The sequence below is a fragment of the Streptomyces sp. 7R007 genome (genome assembly GCF_054850255.1).
This window is the reverse complement of the sequence record NZ_JBTWMV010000012.1, coordinates 92,688-109,222: the sequence shown is the minus strand read 5'-3', so window position 1 is coordinate 109,222 and position 16,535 is coordinate 92,688. Positions and strand designations below refer to the sequence as shown.

11 protein-coding genes and 1 tRNA gene are annotated in these 16,535 nt (G+C 71.2%); 6 read left to right on the top strand and 6 right to left on the bottom strand.

Annotated elements, in window-relative coordinates; genetic code table 11:
- The first annotated feature begins 134 nt into the window (after window positions 1-134).
- The 4 genes from ACYF6T_RS18090 to fxsT all read left to right on the top strand — a co-directional run bounded on the left by ACYF6T_RS18090 (window position 135) and on the right by fxsT (window position 8,072).
- Entirely contained in the window at window positions 135-1,511 is a 1,377-nt protein-coding gene (locus ACYF6T_RS18090) for an NAD(P)/FAD-dependent oxidoreductase (RefSeq protein WP_461697627.1), read from the top strand.
- Window positions 1,512-1,625: 114 nt separating this feature from the next.
- On the top strand, window positions 1,626-3,191 hold the full coding sequence (locus ACYF6T_RS18085) for a VMAP-C domain-containing protein (RefSeq protein WP_461697625.1): 1,566 nt from the start codon (window positions 1,626-1,628) through the stop codon (window positions 3,189-3,191).
- Window positions 3,192-3,204: 13 nt separating this feature from the next.
- Window positions 3,205-4,215 carry an AAA family ATPase gene (locus ACYF6T_RS18080; RefSeq protein WP_461697623.1) on the top strand — a complete coding sequence of 337 codons (1,011 nt, stop codon included), beginning with the start codon at window positions 3,205-3,207 and terminating at the stop codon, window positions 4,213-4,215.
- A gap of 149 nt (window positions 4,216-4,364) precedes the next feature.
- The gene (fxsT, locus tag ACYF6T_RS18075; RefSeq protein ID WP_461697621.1) at window positions 4,365-8,072 is read left to right on the top strand and encodes an FxSxx-COOH system tetratricopeptide repeat protein; all 3,708 of its coding nucleotides are present in this window, start codon (window positions 4,365-4,367) and stop codon (window positions 8,070-8,072) included.
- A gap of 12 nt (window positions 8,073-8,084) precedes the next feature.
- On the opposite strand, the gene ACYF6T_RS18070 is transcribed toward fxsT, so the two are convergent.
- Complete coding sequence (locus tag ACYF6T_RS18070) at window positions 8,085-9,893, bottom strand: HEXXH motif domain-containing protein (RefSeq protein WP_461697620.1); 1,809 nt, start codon at window positions 9,891-9,893, stop codon at window positions 8,085-8,087.
- A 7-nt stretch (window positions 9,894-9,900) separates the two neighbouring features.
- Window positions 9,901-10,086 carry a hypothetical protein gene (locus ACYF6T_RS18065; RefSeq protein ID WP_461697619.1) on the bottom strand — a complete coding sequence of 62 codons (186 nt, stop codon included), beginning with the start codon at window positions 10,084-10,086 and terminating at the stop codon, window positions 9,901-9,903.
- A gap of 315 nt (window positions 10,087-10,401) precedes the next feature.
- Here ACYF6T_RS18065 and ACYF6T_RS18060 point away from each other — a divergent pair, with 315 nt between their 5' ends.
- Window positions 10,402-11,694 carry a class I SAM-dependent methyltransferase gene (locus tag ACYF6T_RS18060; RefSeq protein ID WP_461697618.1) on the top strand — a complete coding sequence of 431 codons (1,293 nt, stop codon included), beginning with the start codon at window positions 10,402-10,404 and terminating at the stop codon, window positions 11,692-11,694.
- 58 nt (window positions 11,695-11,752) lie between these two features.
- Here ACYF6T_RS18060 and ACYF6T_RS18055 read toward each other — a convergent pair whose 3' ends face one another.
- Entirely contained in the window at window positions 11,753-14,281 is a 2,529-nt protein-coding gene (locus tag ACYF6T_RS18055; protein ID WP_461697616.1) for an ABC transporter permease, read from the bottom strand.
- Window positions 14,281-15,051 (bottom strand): ABC transporter ATP-binding protein, encoded by a 771-nt coding sequence (locus tag ACYF6T_RS18050; RefSeq protein WP_461697614.1) that lies wholly within the window; start codon window positions 15,049-15,051, stop codon window positions 14,281-14,283. Before ACYF6T_RS18050 ends, ACYF6T_RS18055 begins: the two co-directional genes overlap by 1 nt.
- A gap of 404 nt (window positions 15,052-15,455) precedes the next feature.
- On the opposite strand from ACYF6T_RS18050, the gene ACYF6T_RS18045 reads away from it, so the two are divergent.
- Window positions 15,456-15,539 (top strand) — tRNA-Leu (locus tag ACYF6T_RS18045).
- 17 nt (window positions 15,540-15,556) lie between these two features.
- Here ACYF6T_RS18045 and ACYF6T_RS18040 read toward each other — a convergent pair.
- The gene (locus tag ACYF6T_RS18040; RefSeq protein ID WP_461697612.1) at window positions 15,557-15,808 is read right to left on the bottom strand and encodes a hypothetical protein; all 252 of its coding nucleotides are present in this window, start codon (window positions 15,806-15,808) and stop codon (window positions 15,557-15,559) included.
- A 203-nt stretch (window positions 15,809-16,011) separates the two neighbouring features.
- A complete protein-coding gene (locus ACYF6T_RS18035; protein ID WP_461697610.1) occupies window positions 16,012-16,410 on the bottom strand; it encodes a helix-turn-helix domain-containing protein in 399 nt (132 codons plus the stop codon).
- Between the last annotated feature and the right edge of the window lie 125 nt (window positions 16,411-16,535).

The following is a 16,535-nucleotide window of genomic DNA, read 5'->3' as shown; positions in this document are numbered from 1 at the left end:
GACGGACCGGATCACGGTTCCCGTCGCCAACCATGATCTATGTCACGCGGGCCGGGGAGTGTAACACAGGGTCTGTGCATGCTTGTGAAGGGGCGCACGAGCGACCCCCCTGGGGCGGGTGGATACTCGATGCCATGAGCACCACGGAGCGTCCCAGGATCCTCGTAGTAGGCGGTGGGTACGTAGGCCTGTACGCAGCTCGGCGCATCCTCAAGAAGATGCGCTACGGCGAGGCGACCGTCACGGTCGTCGACCCCCGGTCGTACATGACCTACCAGCCCTTCCTTCCCGAAACCGCCGCCGGCAACATCTCCCCGCGCCACGTCGTCGTCCCGCTGCGACGCGTGCTGCCGAAGGCGGAGGTCCTCACCGGCCGGGTCACCACCATCGACCAGGACCGCAAGGTCGCCACCGTCGCCCCGCTGGTCGGCGAGGCGTACGAGCTGCCCTTCGACTACCTGGTGATCGCGCTCGGCGCGGTCTCCCGCACCTTCCCGATCCCCGGCCTCGCCGAGCAGGGCATCGGCATGAAGGGCATCGAGGAGGCCATCGGCCTGCGCAACCACGTGCTGGAGCAGCTGGACAAGGCCGACTCCACCACGGACGAGGAGATCCGCCGCAAGGCCCTCACCTTCGTCTTCATCGGCGGCGGCTTCGCCGGCGCGGAGACCATCGGCGAGGTCGAGGACATGGCCCGCGACGCGGCCAAGTACTACAAGAACGTCTCCCGCGAGGACATGCGGTTCATCCTCGTGGACGCCGCCGACAAGATCCTGCCCGAGGTCGGCCCCAAGCTGGGCGCCTACGGCAAGGAGCACCTGGAGAGCCGCGGCGTGGAGATCTACCTCTCCACCTCGATGGACTCCTGCGTCGACGGGCACGTGGTGCTGAAGAACGGGCTGGAGGTCGACTCCAGCACGATCGTGTGGACGGCCGGCGTCAAGCCGAACCCGGTCCTGTCCCGCTACGGCCTGCCGCTCGGCCCCCGCGGTCACGTCGACTGCGAGCCGACCCTCCAGGTCAAGGGCACCGACTACATCTGGGCCGCCGGCGACAACGCCCAGGTCCCGGACCTCGTCGGCCGCAAGGCGGGCAACGAGAACGCCTGGTGCCCGCCGAACGCCCAGCACGCGCTGCGCCAGGCCAAGGTCCTCGGCGACAACGTGATCTCCGGCATGCGGGGCTTCCCGCAGAAGGACTACAGCCACGCCAACAAGGGTGCGGTCGCCGGTCTCGGCCTGCACAAGGGCGTCGCGATGATCGTCATGGGCAAGATGAAGATCAAGCTCAAGGGCCGTCTCGCCTGGTACATGCACCGCGGCTACCACGGTCTGGCCATGCCGACCTGGAACCGCAAGGTCCGCGTCTTCGCCGACTGGACCCTCGGCATGTTCCTCAAGCGCGAGGTCGTCTCCCTCGGCGCGATGGAGCACCCGCGCGAGGAGTTCTACGAGGCCGCGAAGCCCGTGCCGGTGGCCGAGCCGAAGAAGACGGAAGCGAAGGCGTCCTGACCGACTCCAGCCGCTGAACAAACCGAAGGGCCTCCCGCCATCCGTGGTGCGGGGGGCCCTTCGGCGTACCTCCGTGCTCTTTCTGACCGCCCGTCAAAACCCTTACGCCGGTGAATGAGGAAGCGGATACTCGTCGTTGCGCTCGGTGCGGCCCGACGGGGGGTCGGGGGAGGGGGCGGCGGGGTGAACGGGGACCTGGACGGGATCCTCTGGCGGATTCGGCGCGAGGCCGTCGAGGCTTTGGTGGGCGTCCCCGTCCTGGCGTATCCGAACGGACGGATCACTCTGCTGCGAGAGTTACAGGTGGGGGCCCGGCGTCGGCTTGATCCCGTGGACGCCCCGAACCTGCAGTTGTGGTGCCTGGGCGTCGTCGACCTCTGCACCCCGGGCCGCGGGCCGTGTCTGCTGCAGTGCCTCGCCGACGCCCTCGATCTGGTGGATCCGGAGACCGAGCAGACGCTGACCGTCCACCGGCTGGCCGACGAGTGGAACGCCGCCGTCACCTTGCCGTTGTTCGCCCCCAAGTGGGCATGGCTGCGGGAGAAGCTGAGCGGCGACGCGGCGGAGGCCGCCCGGTACGCCACCGACGGCCGGGTCCCGGCGGCACCGCACTGCGGCACGGCCTGGGAGGTGCTGCTCCATCTCGTCGAGCAAGCCGCTCTGCCGGGAGGGGCTCTCCCCTGGATGCGGCTGATGATCCGGTTGTGGCAGCAGACCTGTGGTGAGCCGGAGGGGCGCGAACTGTATGCGCTGACCCGCCGGACCGCGGGCAGGAACCCCGAACTCCTCGCCCAGCTGGACCTCTTGGTGCCCAGGGCCCCGGCCGCCGAGGCCGACTCGCCGCAGTCCACGGACTACCTGATCATCGGCATAGCTCCCGCGGACCGCGAGCCCGACCGCTACAAGGTGTCGTACTGGATGCAGTCGCCGCTCGATCCGGCCCCGGTCTCCAGAGGCCGCTCGGTCACGGTGCCCCTGGACGGCCTGGAGGCCGTGGTCGACGACATCGTCTCGCGGGCCGAGGACGAGGAGGGCGCCCGGCGGCGCAGGGCGAAACTGGAGCTGGAGTTCATCCTTCCCCTGGAACTGCTCAATCTCCCCGTGCACGAGTGGATGGTCGAGCACACGGGCTCGCGGATCGCGCTCGCAGCCCAGTACCAAGTCGTGGTCCGCAGCCTGGACCGGTTGCTGAACCAGCGCTGGCACCGGGTCTGGCTCCAGCGCTGGCAGCGGCTCCATCTGCCCGGCCCCCGGTTCAAGTTCATGGATCCGGCGGAGTTCCCGCACGACACCGGCGACCTGTCGCGGCTGGTGGCCCGGCTCAACGAGGACCAGTACGTCGCCGTGGTACTGAGCGAGCCGCCCGAACAGGGGCGTCCGAGGGGACGGCGGGAGGCCACCGCCGCCCTGTCGACCGGCATGCCGGTCCTGATGTGGCACCACACCATGGAGACCAACGAGGAACTCAAGAGGTACGTCCGCACGCTGATCCGCTTCCCGGTCACCGACCTGCCCACCAGGGTCGCCGAAGCCCGCCGCAGGAACCTCGCCCAGAGCCAGGCCCGCAACCCGCTCACCCAGCACCTCGCCGTCCTGTGGGACGACCCCGACCGCAATCCCTACGCGCCGACGCCTAACCTGTACGCCCCCGACGACCCCCTGGGTCCGGAGGCCCTGTAGAAGGGAGCTCGCGTTGGAAGCCGAAGCTTGGTGGATGTACCGGGGAGGCGGTCCGCCGGAGGCTCCGGAGGAACGGGTGGCCTGGCCGCCGCCTCCGCCGTGGCGCCGCTTCGACGGCGGGCCCGCCCGGCCCTCACCGCCGGACGAGGACCTCCTCGCCGTCCGCTACCTGGGTGACGACACCGCGGCTCCCGCCGGCCCCGACCTCGACGCGGACGGGCTCGCCGTACTGAACGCGGCGCTCGTGCTGCGCCGCCCGCTGCTGGTGACCGGCCCCCACGGCGCGGGCAAGACGAGCCTCGCCCACCGTCTCGGTCGCGAACTGGGCCTCGGCCGGGTCCTGCGCTGGTGGATCAGCAGCCGTACGAGCCTGCGTGAGGGCCTGTACACGTACGACACCGTCGGCAGGCTCGCGGCCGGTGTCACCGGGCAGGGGGACGGCGACCCGGGACGGTTCGTCCGGCTCGGCCCGCTCGGCACCGCCCTGCTGCCGTACGAACGGCCGCGGGTGCTGCTGATCGAGGGGCTGGACCGAAGCGACATCGCGCTCGCCGACGAACTGCAGGGCGTCCTGGAGGACGGCGGCTTCACCGTGCCCGAGCTGCGCTCGGCCCCGCGATCCCTGGTCACCGCCGATGACGGGCCCGGTGCCGAGGTCGTCGAAGGGCGCGTGTGCTGCCTGGAGTTCCCCGTGGTGATGATCACCGCCGAGGACGAGGAGAGCCTCGCTCCTGCCTTCGTGGAAACCTGCATGCCGCTGCGATTACCGGGGCCACCCGAACCCGAGCGGTTGGCCGCTTCCTGGCTGCCGCCCGAGACGGCCGAACCGGGGTGGCGGTCGGCGCTGCGGGTGCTGGAGGGGATGGAGCCGGGTCGGGTGCCTTCGGTGGGGGCGTTGCAGGACGCGATGTGGATGGGAGCGGTCCGCGCCGGGGCGGGTGGCTGGAGCCCGGAGTGGGAATACCCGGGGCAGGCGGCTCTTGACGCACTGTGGCGCCGGGGTGCCGGGGGGAGGGGCGCATGAACGCCGGCCGGGGCGACCAGGGAGACCCACGACCCGCCCCGCACGGGTCGCATGCCTGGCGTACCCGGCCGGAGTCGCTGCCGGATCCCCACGCCCTGCTTCGCGCGCTGCGTCGGTTCGCTGTTCTGCCGGGGCACCGGGATGCCGCGGTGGTGCTGGGGGACGGGCCCGCCGTCGAGGTGTGGCGGCACACGGCGCGCGAGTTCGCCGAACTGGTGCGCCGGTGTGGTGCGTTCGGGCGGGTGGCGTTGCGTGAGGGGAGTGTGGGACGGGCGTTGCCGGGTGGGTCGGGGCGGGTGGTCCTGCTGCTTGCCGACGGGTGGGAGCCCGGCTGGGTCTCGGGGAGCATGCAGGCGGCGCTGGCGAGGTGGGCCGCGTACGGCCCGGTGGCCGTCGTTCAGTTGCTGCCCCGGAGCCTGTGGGACCGAGGCGGCCTCACCACCTGGCCGGCGTTCCTGCGGCCCCCCGGACGCGGCACGCCGGCTCACCGGTTGCGCTGCCGGGTCCGCGGCCTCGCCCCCGACGCGGCAGGCCCTCCCGGCACGGGCGCCCTGGTCCCCGTACCGGTCCTGGAACTCAATGCCGTGGAACTGACCTGCTGGGCGCGGCTGTTGAGCGCCGAGGAGCACGGTCCGGCACCCTTCCCCGTCACCTTCGCCGGCCGTGCCGCGAGCGGGCCGCCGGATCCCTCTCCGCTCCAGGCGCCGCCGCTGCCCGTGCGGCCGTACGACCTGGTCGAGTCGTTCCGGCGCTGGGCTCCGCCCGAGGTGTTCCGGCTGGGCGTGCTGCTCGCCGGGACGCCGCTCACCTGGCCGTTGGTCGACCGGGTGCGCCGACTGTGTCTGCCCAAGGCGGGGCGGGAGAGCCTGGCGCTGCTGTTCGCCTACGGGCTGCTGCGGCCGGTGGCCCGCGTCCGCACCGACGCACAACGGGTGCGCTGGGACTTCGTCCCCGGTGCCCGTGAGGAATTGCTGGCGTATCTGCGCAAGGACGAACTGCGCCGGCTCGTGGCGACGGTGACGGAGGGGCTTGGCCCGCACTCGTCGAGGCTGTGGGAGCTGCCGCGTCTGATGGCCGACCCGCATGCCGACCCGGCCATCCGGGTCGATGACGAATCCTTCCCGTGGCTCACTGCCCAGAAGGCCGTACTCGGCGCTCTTTCCGGCCCGGGACTGGAGGCCGCGCATCGGATGGGCCAGGCTCTGGCCGCCCATCTGGTCGACCGCCGGCTGCGCCGGGCACAGATGCGGCCGTTGCAACGACGCCTGGCATCCAGGCGACCACCGTCACCCACGCACCCGGTCACCGAGGAAAGGGGCCCGGAGATGGTCGAGGCCAGCCGGCCGCAGAGCGGGACGCGGTCCGGGAACACCCCTGCGGTCTGGGGCAACGTGCCACCGCAGAACGCCAACTTCATCGGCCGTGAGGATCTGCTGGACAGTCTGCATCGCCGCCTCCAGCGCGAACGCGCCACGGCCGTCCTGCCCAATGCCCTGCACGGTATGGGCGGCGTGGGCAAGACGGCTCTTGTCGTCGAATATCTGTACCGGCGGCTGAGCGACTACGACGTGGTGTGGTGGATCCCCGCCGAGCGCACCAGCCAGGTCGTCCGTTCGCTCGCCGAACTCGCCCTGCGTCTGGGACTGAAGACCAGCGGCGAGGCGGGCAGCGCCGTACCGGCCGTGCTGGAGGCGTTGCGCCGCGGTGATCCGTACGAGGACTGGTTGCTGGTCTTCGACAACGCCGAGAGTCCCGAGAACGTTCGCGCCTACTTCCCAGCCGGTGGCACCGGCAACATCCTCGTCACCTCCCGCAACCCCCAGTGGTCCAGCGTGGCGCGGCCGTTGGAGGTCGACGTGTTCGCGCGGGCGGAGAGCGTCCAGCTGCTGCGCCGCCGTACTCCCGAGCTCACCGACGACGAGGCCGACCGGCTCGCCGTGGCCCTGGGCGACCTCCCGCTGGCCGTAGAACAGGCCGCGGCCTGGCTCGCCGAGACCGGCATGTCCGCGGACGAGTATCTGCGTCTGTTCGAGGAGAAGCGACTGGAGCTGCTGGATGAGACGGAGTCCCCGGACTACCGGGCGCCGGTCATCGCCGCATGGAACGTCTCCCTGGACCAGTTGGAGGCCAAGAACCCGGCCGCTCTGCAACTGCTGCAAGTCTGCTCGTTCTTCGCCCCGGAACCGATTCCCCGCAATCTCTTCAACATGCTCCGCGAGCGCTCCATCGCGCCCGAGGTGGACCAGGCCCTGCGTGATCCGCTCCGGCAGGCGCAGACCATCCGGGAGATCGGTCGCTTCTCCCTGGCGCGTATGGACCACCGGGCCAACACGATCCAGATGCACCGGCTGGTCCAGATGGCGCTGCAGGCCCGGATGACCGACGAGGAGCAGGAACGGATGCGCCGCGGCGCCCACCAGCTCCTCGTCGCCAACGATCCGTCCGACCCGGAGAACGCCGCCCACTGGGACCGTTACGGCGAGCTGACGCCGCATGTCATGGCCTCCGGCGCGGTCTACGCCGACGACCGGTGGGTGCGGTCGCTGATCATCAACGACATCCGGTACCTGTGGCGTTGGGGGGATTACGCGACGGGCGGTGAACTGGCCACCGAGGCATACGAGGTGTGGCGGGAGAAGTTCGGCGGCGACGAGGAGCAGACGCTGCTGGCGGCGAAGTGGCTGGGCGTACTGAACTTCAACCGGGGCCGCTACGAGGACGCCGCCCGGCTCAACTCCGAGGCACTGGAGGCGTACCGGCGCACGCTCGGCGAGGATCACCCGGAGACTCTGGACGCCCTGGGCAACGTGGCCATCGACCGGCGCGTGCAAGGGAAGTTCGCCGAGGCGCTCGAACTCTCCGAGTCCGTGCACCAACGGCTGGTGCGGCTCAACGGCGACGAGGACCCCGAGACGCTGCGCGCGGCCCACAACGTGGGCGTGAGCCTTCGGCTGGCCGGACTGTTCGACCGGGCCCGGGAGCTGGACGAGGACACCTGGAACCGCAAGTGGCGGATGTTCGGCCTGGATCACGCGTTGACCCTGGTGACCAGGCTCGGTCTGGTCGTGGACATGCGCGAACTCGGCGACTACCACGGTGCGCTGACCCAGCAGGAGGACGTGACCTCCCAGAGCAGCCGTGCCCTCGGCCGCGAGAACCCGCTCACCATGTCCTGCCTGCGTCACCTGGCTGTGGCCCGCCGCAAGGCCGGCCGCCACGACGACGCCCGGCGGGCCGCTGACGCTGCCCTGCGCCGGCTGCTCGCCCGCTACGGCGAGCACGACCCGGAGTCGCTCGCGGCGAACCTGGAGGTGACCGTCAACATGAGGCACTCCGGCGAACTCGACGAGGCGTACGAGCTGGGCACGCGCATTCACGACCGGTATGCGGCCACCTTCGGCGCGACGCACCCGCACACCGTCGCCTCGTGGGTGAATCTGGCGGTGACCCTACGGCTGAACGGGGACCTGGAGAAGGCCCGCGAGATCGACGAGGAGTCCCTGACGCTGCTGCGTGAACGCCTCGGCACACGGCACCCGTTGACCCTGGTGTGCGCCACGAACCTGGCCAGCGACCACTTCGCGCTGGGCGAGGTGGAAGCGGCCCGTGAGCTGGACACCGAGACCCTCGCCCGCACGGTCGACGTGTTCGACGAGAACCATCCGTCGGCGCTGGCCTGCGCGGCGAACCTGGCCCTGGACCTCAGGGCGACGGGAGAGGTCCAGCAGGCCCAGATCCTGCACGCCGAGACCGCCGAACGGCTCGACGCCGTCCTGGGTTCCGACCATCCCGCCGTCCTCCAGGCCCTGGACTGGGACCGCCGGGCCAACTGCGACATCGACCCGATGCCGTTGTGACCCGGCGTCCCCTCAGTCCGGCGCCCCTCTCGCGGCCAGTGCCACCAGTTCCCGGGAGCTGACCCCGCCCAGCTCGGCGGCAACCGCACGCATCAACTCAGGCCGACCGAGCAGGAGGTGGGGTGCCGATCGTCCCCGGGCCCGCAGGGTCAGTCCGAGTCCCGCCCAGGCGCTGGGCCTGGCCGCCCGCCCGGGCACAGCGTCGAGTTCGGCCGAGTAGAGCGCCTCCGCGCCCGCCAGATCACCGGTGATCAGGGCGACATCGGCGGGCGAGGCCCCCGGCAGATGCTCGGCGTTCGCCCGGATCCGGTCGAGAACCGCGGGGTCGGTGAGCCGCAGCCGGGCGAGCAGGGCGAGGACGTCCAGCCGGCATCCGCCGGGGTCGGGGTGCACCGCCGGGTCGTCACGGTCGCCTTCGGCCGGGGCCGCACCGGAGACGACGGCCGCGGCCGCCTCCGCCACGGCGGTGCGCTCGGGACGTACGTGATGCGCCCGCCAGGAGGCGTGGTGGTGCACCGCGGCCAGGTCGGCGAGGTTCTGGACCGGTTCCGGTACCGCCTCCGCCAGCCACGGGTCCAGCTCCCCGGTGAGACCGTCCACCAGCCGCCGCCCCGCCGCCGTCAGCCCCGGCCGGTCCCGCAGCGTGTCGAGAACGGTCCGGGTCTGGCGCCGCCACAGGGCGAACTCGAAGTGGGCGAGCTGCCCGGCCGGTCCTCCGTCGAGCTGTCGCCGGGTGCGCCAGAAGGCGGTGACACCGGCGAAGGCGTACGCCCCGTGCAGGAGACCGACGAGCGGGCGCGGGTCGTCCCGCCACGGCGCGTGGTAAAGACCCCTGTCCGAGCCGTCGTGCAGCGGGGTCAGCCGCATGAGGCCGTTCAGTACGGAATGCCGGAACTCGTGGAGGAGAGTGACCGCCAGTTCTGCCGCGGCGGCGACCTCGTCGTCCGGATGCGGGGCGGACAGCACGACGCAGCCGAAGGCGTCCGAGGAGGTGGCGCTGTGCGGCCGGAGCCGCTCCCCGTGCGGCAGCGGAGCCAGCGACAGCAGCCCCGTGGAAAGGGCGGCGGCACTGTCCGGGTGGTCGCGCACCAGGATCGACCAGGCCTGTTGGACGCGCCGGCCCCAGTCCGCGTACTCATCGTCGGTGAGGCGTTCGGGAGCACCGGTGCCGCCGGCGGGCGCCGGGTCCAGGTCGTCCAGCGCGACCTCCAGCACCTTTCCGTCGCACACGGCCCGCAGCCGCCGCAGCCCCGACCATCCCGGGGCGGACGTCTCGCGATCCGCCGGCACGCGCACGTCGCCTACGACCAGACCGTCCGGCCCGCTCCGCACCTCGGCCGTCCCGAACTCGTCGACGGATGCCCACTCGGCCCGGCCGAGTCCGGGCAGCAGTACCCGGCCCGATTCGACGGGCACCTCGATCCGGAACTCCAGGCCGGCCAGCGTGGCGGCCGCGGCGGCGAGCCGGTGCAGCCCGCCGAACTCAACCCAGAAGGGCACCGCGCCCGGCGCCGCGTCCCCCGCTGCCATCGCGCGGAGCGCGCGGGCGGCCCAGGCGCCGGCCTGTGGAGCGAGCAGCACCTGTCGCACCCGCTCGGGCGCATGCCGCTGCGCCCGGGCGAGCAACTCCCAGGCTTCCTTGCCGACCGGCAGCCGACCCGCGGAATCGGCCACCGCGGCGCCCCGCTCCAGCAGGATCCGCAGAAGCAGCAGGCGCCGGCTGTACTCCGCCGACAGCAGCTCCCGTGCTGCCGGCGCACTGTCCCCGGCCGAGCCCAACGCCTCGAAAGAGGTCGGAGACGGCCGGTGTTGCCTTGCCACGTCCGGTTCAGCTTCCCTGGCTGCCTGCCACGGTACTGAGGGGACGCGCGATGTCGTGCAGCACAGCCGCGACGGCGGGCTCGACGGCCGGGTCGTCCAGAGGCGGAAGCTGATCGAGGGGAGTGTCGGTCAGGTCGGGGAGCCACGGCTCGGCGTCATCCGCCGCTTCTGCCGCCACGTGCTGTCTCGTCATGGCCGAATCGTACGGTCAACGCCGTCGTGAGGTGACCCGAATAGCAGGGCGGACGAGTTCTTACTACGCGGCCTCGACCGGTTTTCAGGCCGATTGGGGACGGAGCCCGTGAAGGAACGCCGGGACGGTCTTCGAACTGGCGAACGAAAGGGCTTTGATCAAGATCGAGATTGACGGTGGCCTCCACCCATCTTCTGCATGGTGGATACATCTATTTTGCTCAGTCGTAACGCCCCCGAGGGACTGCGCAGCCGTCCCATCGGTGTTTACGTGGTGTCTGGACATTCCGGGAGCGTTGTCACGGAGGTGTGCGCCATGGCCGACGCCGCGTCGCGGCTGAAGGACCTCGTCGAACAGATGCTGGGGGTACCGCTGCCGGTGCGCATCCGCGCCTGGGACGGTTCGCAGGCGGGGCCGCCGGGGGCGCCCGCGCTCGTCGTACGCAACCGGCGTGCCGTGCGCCGGCTGCTGTGGAAGCCGGGGGAGCTGGGGCTCGCCCGGGCCTGGGTCGCCGGGGACCTGGACATCGAGGGGGATCTGTATCAGGCGCTGGACCTGATGTCGACGCTCGTGTGGGAGCGCGACGAGGACGCGCCGGGCCTGCTGCAACTGCTGCGGGAGCCGAAGGCGCGCGCCGCGGCCCGCGGGCTGGTGAAGGTCGCCGGGCTGCCGCTGCCGCCCGCGCCGCCGCGCGAGGAGGTCCGCCGGGCCCGCGCCCACCTGCACACCAAACGCAGCGACCGACGCGCCATCAGCCACCACTACGACGTCGGCAACGACTTCTACGAGATCGTCCTGGGCCCCTCCATGGTGTACTCGTGCGCCTACTGGCCCGCCCCGGACGCCACCCTGGAGCAGGCCCAGCGTGACAAGCTCGACCTCGTCTGCCGCAAGCTCGCGCTGGAGCCGGGTCAGCGGCTGCTGGACGTCGGCTGCGGCTGGGGGTCGATGGCGATCCACGCCGCCCGCGAGTACGGCGCGCGCGTCGTCGGCGTCACCCTCTCCCAGGAACAGGCCGCGTACGCCCGCAAGCGGGCCGCCGACGAGGGGCTGACCGACCTGGTGGAGATCAGGGTGCAGGACTACCGGGACGTCGCGGACGGGCCGTACGACGCCATCTCCTCCATCGGGATGGCCGAACACGTCGGCGCGGAACGGTACTTGGAGTACGCCGAGGTGCTGTACCGGCTCCTCGCGCCCGGCGGACGGCTGCTCAACCACCAGATCGGCCGACGCCCGCAGCGCGACGAATCGACGTACCACGTGGACGAGTTCATCGACGCCTACGTCTTCCCCGACGGCGAGCTCGCCCCGATCGGCACGACCGTCACGCAGTTGGAGCGGGCCGGGTTCGAGGTGCGGGACGTCGAGTCGCTGCGCGAGCACTACGGGCTCACGCTGCGGCGCTGGGTGGCCAACCTGGAGGCCGACTGGCGGCGGGCCATCGCCCTCACCGGCGTGGGCCGCGCCCGCGTGTGGCGGCTGTACATGGCCGCGAGCGCCGTCGCCTTCGAGCGCAACCGCATCGGCGTCAACCAGGTGCTGGCGGTGCGGACACCCGAGTCGGGCGCGTCCGGGATGCCGTTGCGGGCCCGTACCTGGAACTGAGGACAGGCGCCGAAGGAAGGGGCCCCGCTCGGCAAGCGGGGCCCCGACGGCCGTACGGCTACTCGGACTTGATGGCCGTGAGCATGTTCAGCCGGCTCGCGCGCCGGGCCGGCCACAGCGCGGCCAGGACGCCCACCCCCGCGGCCAGCAGCAGGAAGATCCCCATCCTGGCCCAGGGCAGGACGAGTTCGTACGTCGCCATCCTCGTGCCCAGCAACCGACCGGCCGCCCAGCCGAAGAACACGCCCAGGCCGATGCCGAGCACGCCGCCGAACAGGGAGATCACCAGGGACTCCAGGCGGACCATCCGCTTGACGTCCTTGCGGTCCAGGCCGATCGCGCGCAGCATGCCGATCTCCTGCGAGCGTTCGAAGACCGACATGGCCAGGGTGTTGATGACACCGAGGACGGCCACGATCACCGCCATCGCCAGCAGGCCGTAGAGCATGTTCAGCATCAGCGTGAAGATCTGCGCGACGCTGTCGGACAGGTCCTGCTTGTCCTGCACCTTGATGGCCGGGTTGGTGCCCAGGGCCTTCTCCAGGCGGTCCTTGGTGGCACCGGAGGCGCCGCCGGACGTCTTCACCAGCACCTGCATGTCGCCGGGGTCGGTCAGGTGCGGGGTGACGGTGGCGTTGTCGAGCATGATGCCCCGGATCAGTTCGTTGCCCTCGTAGACGCCGGAGACCGTCAGGCGCCCGGACCTGCCGTCCTCGTAGTGCACGGTGAAGACGGAACCCGCCCGCCAGCCATGGGACTTGGCGGTGTCCTCGTCCACGACCACCTGCCCGCCGCCGACCCTGAACGTGCCGTCGTCGACCTTCAGGTCGGTCAACTCGCCGATGGCGGAGCCGTTCACGCCGGTCAGGTACTCGGTGGTGCCGTCGATGCGCGAGGCGGCGTTGCGCAGCGGGCTGGTGGCGGTGACGCCCTTGGTGGACTCCAGCTTCCTGTCCACGTCGGGGGAGAGCTCGTTGCCGTTGGCCATCGACACGACGTAGTCGGCGCTGATCGCCGAACTCGCCATCTTGTCGATCGACTTCTGCAGGCTGCCCGCCATCACCGTCATGCCGGTGATGAGGGTGAGCCCGATCATCAGCGCGGAGGCGGTGGCGGCGGTACGGCGCGGGTTGCGCACCGAGTTCTGCCGGGCCAGCTTGCCCGAGACGCCGAAGATCCGCAGGACCGGCGCCGCCGCCGCGATCAGCGGGCGGGAGAGCAGGGGCGTCAGGATGAACACGCCGATGATCAGCAGGACCGCGCCGAGCCCCATGGGGGCCTGGCCGTCGGAGCCGCTCATCGTGGTGGCCGCCAGGACCACGGCCACGCCCGCCGCGCCGAACAGCGCGCCCAGTGTGTTGCGCAGCACCAGCGACTTCGTGGTCGCCTTGGCGTGCACGCTGCTCATCGCGGCCACCGGCGGGATCTTCGCGGCGCGGCGGCCGGGCAGCCAGGCGGCGAGCATGGTGATGAGGATGCCGACGGCGAGCGCGGCGGCGACCGTGGCGGGGCCGATGACCAGCGGGCCGTCCGGGACGGTCGCGCCGAGGGTGCCCATGAGGGAGCGCAGCGCGGCGCCGATGCCGATGCCCGCGGCCAGACCGGTGACGCCCGCGACCGCGCCGACCACGAACGCCTCGATCAGCACCGACCGGGTGACCTGGCGGCGGGAGGCGCCGACGGCGCGCAGCAGCGCCAGCTCCTTGGTGCGCTGGGCGACCAGCATGGTGAAGGTGTTGGCGATGATGAACGTGCCGACGAACAGCGCGATGCCGGCGAAGACCAGCAGGCCCTGCTTGAGACCGCTCATCGAGGAGGAGATCCGCTCGGCCTGGTCGTCGGCGAGCTGCCTGCCCGTGGTGGTCTCCACGAGCCTGGTGCCCAGGGCGCTGTCGAGCGCCGACTTCAGGGCGGTCTGGGAGGTGCCGGCGGCGGCCTTCACGTCGATCTCGTCGTACGTGCCCGGCTTGCCGAACAGCTTCTGGGCGGTGGCCGTGTCGAACAGGGCGAGGCTGCCGCCGGCCGAGACGTTGCCGTCGTCGGTGGTGAAGACGCCGCTGATGGTCGGGGTGAGGACCGGGCCGTTCACCGAGATCCGCACGGTGTCGCCGACCTTGTACCCGGCGCGCTCGGCGGTCTTGGCGTCGATGGCGACCTGGTGCGCGCCGTGCGGCGCGGTGCCGTCCTCGAGCGGGTACCGGGCGTCGTCGTCGCCCCAGTAGTTGCCGCCTTCCGACTGGAAGCCGCCGCCGATGAGCTTGCCGTGCTTGTCGGCGATGGCGGTGAAGCCGCTGACGACGCCGACGGCCTTGGCGGCGCCCGGCACCTTGGCGCTGGTGTCGAGCATCGCCTGGGTCAGTTCGGGCGTCCTGCCGACCGTGTTCCCCTTGTCCTCCTGGGACCGGGGCTGCACGGCCACGTCGACCTGGTCGAAGCCCTTGGCCGAACTCTTCTGGTACGCCTGGGAGATGGTGTCGGTGAAGACCAGCGTGCCGGAGACGAACGCGACGCCGAGCATCACGGCGAGCACGGTCATCAGCAGCCGGGCCTTGTGCGCGAGGACGTTGCGCAGGGCGGTGCGGAACATCAGCTGGTGCGGCCCTTCGCGTCGAACTGCTTCATGTAGTCGAGGACGTTGTCCGCGGTGGGCCGGTACATCTCGTCGACGATGCGCCCGTCGGCGAGGAAGACGACCCGGTCCGCGTAGGCGGCGGCCACCGGGTCGTGGGTGACCATCACGACCGTCTGCCCCAACTCCCGTACGGAGTTGCGCAGGAAGCCCAGCACCTCGGCGCCGGAGCGGGAGTCGAGGTTTCCGGTGGGCTCGTCGCCGAAGATGATGTCGGGCCGGGAGGCGAGCGCGCGGGCCACGGCGACGCGCTGCTGCTGGCCGCCGGAGAGCTGGGAGGGGCGGTGGCCGAGCCGGTCCTTGAGGCCCACCATCCGGATGACGGTGTCCAGCCACTGCTGGTCCGGCTTCCGGCCGGCGATGTCCATGGGCAGGGTGATGTTCTCCAGCGCCGTCAGCGTCGGCAGCAGGTTGAACGCCTGGAAGATGAAGCCGATCTTGTCCCGCCGCAACCGGGTGAGCTGCCTGTCCTTCAGCGAGCCGAGCTCGACGTCGCCGATGCGCACGGAGCCGGAGGAGAAGGTGTCCAGGCCGGCCACACAGTGCATCAGCGTGGACTTGCCCGAACCGGAGGGCCCCATGATCGCGGTGAACTCGGCCTGCCGGAACTCGACGGAGACCCGGTCCAGGGCGACCACCTGGGTCTCGCCCTGCCCGTAGATCTTGGACAGCTCCGTGGCGCGCGCGGCCACGGCGGCGGTGGTCCGGCCGACGGTTGTGGTGGTCACGGGAAGGCACTCCTCGCGGACGACATCTGAAGGGACCCGTCCATCGTGGTCGCCGGAGAAGGCCGTGTAGTCAGCCGCTGTTCCGGTTCCGGGGGGCGACTGGGGTCGGACCCCCGTCCCCGGCGTCATACCTGGGTATGACGGTGCACCCGGTTCTGACGTGGCCCTGGCAAACGCTTTCGTCGAGAACGGGTGGAGCACCCTCGTTCGGGCGGTGAAATTCCGTCATTCCGCATGCGCGGCCGGACGTCGCACGTAAGGCTATTGGCAAGTGCGGATGGCTCGTACCGGTGGCTGATGCACCCTCAGACGTCAATAAAATAAGACAACATCGGCCCGCCCGGCCGCTGTTCGGGGGAAGCATCCCGATAGGCTCGGGAGCCTCGACGCGGAGCCCATGGCCTGCCCGGATGGTGGAATGCAGACACGGCGAGCTTAAACCTCGCTGCCCCTACGCGGGCGTGCCGGTTCGAGTCCGGCTCCGGGCACTTCCGATGGGTCGGATTCATCCTTCGTAGACGGTCAGTACGGCGCCGTCGACCTCGATCCGGCGGCCCGCGCGCATTCCGTTGCGGCGCAGGGTGCGCAGGCAGGTGTGGAACAGGACCAGTTCGTCCGCGTCCAGGATGGCCGCGGCGAGGTCCAGGAGCTCGGCGAGCGCCTCGTCGGTGAGCACCTCGGGCAGTTCGCCGGAGAGCAGGACCACCGATTCACCGGCCGGTCCGCGGACCACGGCGGTGGTCGGTCCGCCATGCACGAACAACACATCTTCCCCCTGGGCGCCCGGGGTCGTGCGGCTCTCGCGCCTCGGGCAGGAGGAGAGACTAGCGGCGGATCTTCCCGCTTTCGGGTGCTGTGGAATTCTTTTCCGAAATGACGGCGGGCCGGTCAAACCGTGTCATCCGACGTCATCCTGGGGTACGCCGCGGCCACGGAAGCCCGCACGGCCGCCGGGTCCGGTCACTGTTCCTTCGGCGCGCGGGCCAGCAGGGACTCCACGAGGGCCGAGACGTGGCGGCGGTCGTCGGCCGAGAGCTTCTGGACGCTGGCGATGAGGAGCTCGACCTCGGGGTCCGCGGCGGGAGCGGGGGTGCCGTCGGCGCCGGGGGCGGCATCGGGGCCGTAGACGTGGATGCCGCAGGCCTCGGCGGCGGCCCGGCGCACGGTGTCCAACGGGAGGTCCAGCCCCTTGGACAGCCCCTCCAGCGTGGCCGGCTGCGGCATGCGGACCACGCGCTCGGCGGTGGCGAGGTGGTGGACGGTGGAGCGGGGGATGCCGCCGCGGCGCGCCACATCGCCGTAGGACCACTCCTTGCGGTCGAGGCGCTCACGGATCAGTCGCTGCAGTGCGTTGGCCACCGAAGGTCACTTCCTGCTCGCCGCCCGGGCGGTACTCGGCGGTCTCTCTCCACGTCGGACCCGATTCTACGGGCGCCGGAGCGAACGGCCGGAGGGTGATGTCCCGAACGGGTTGCGGAAGGGCG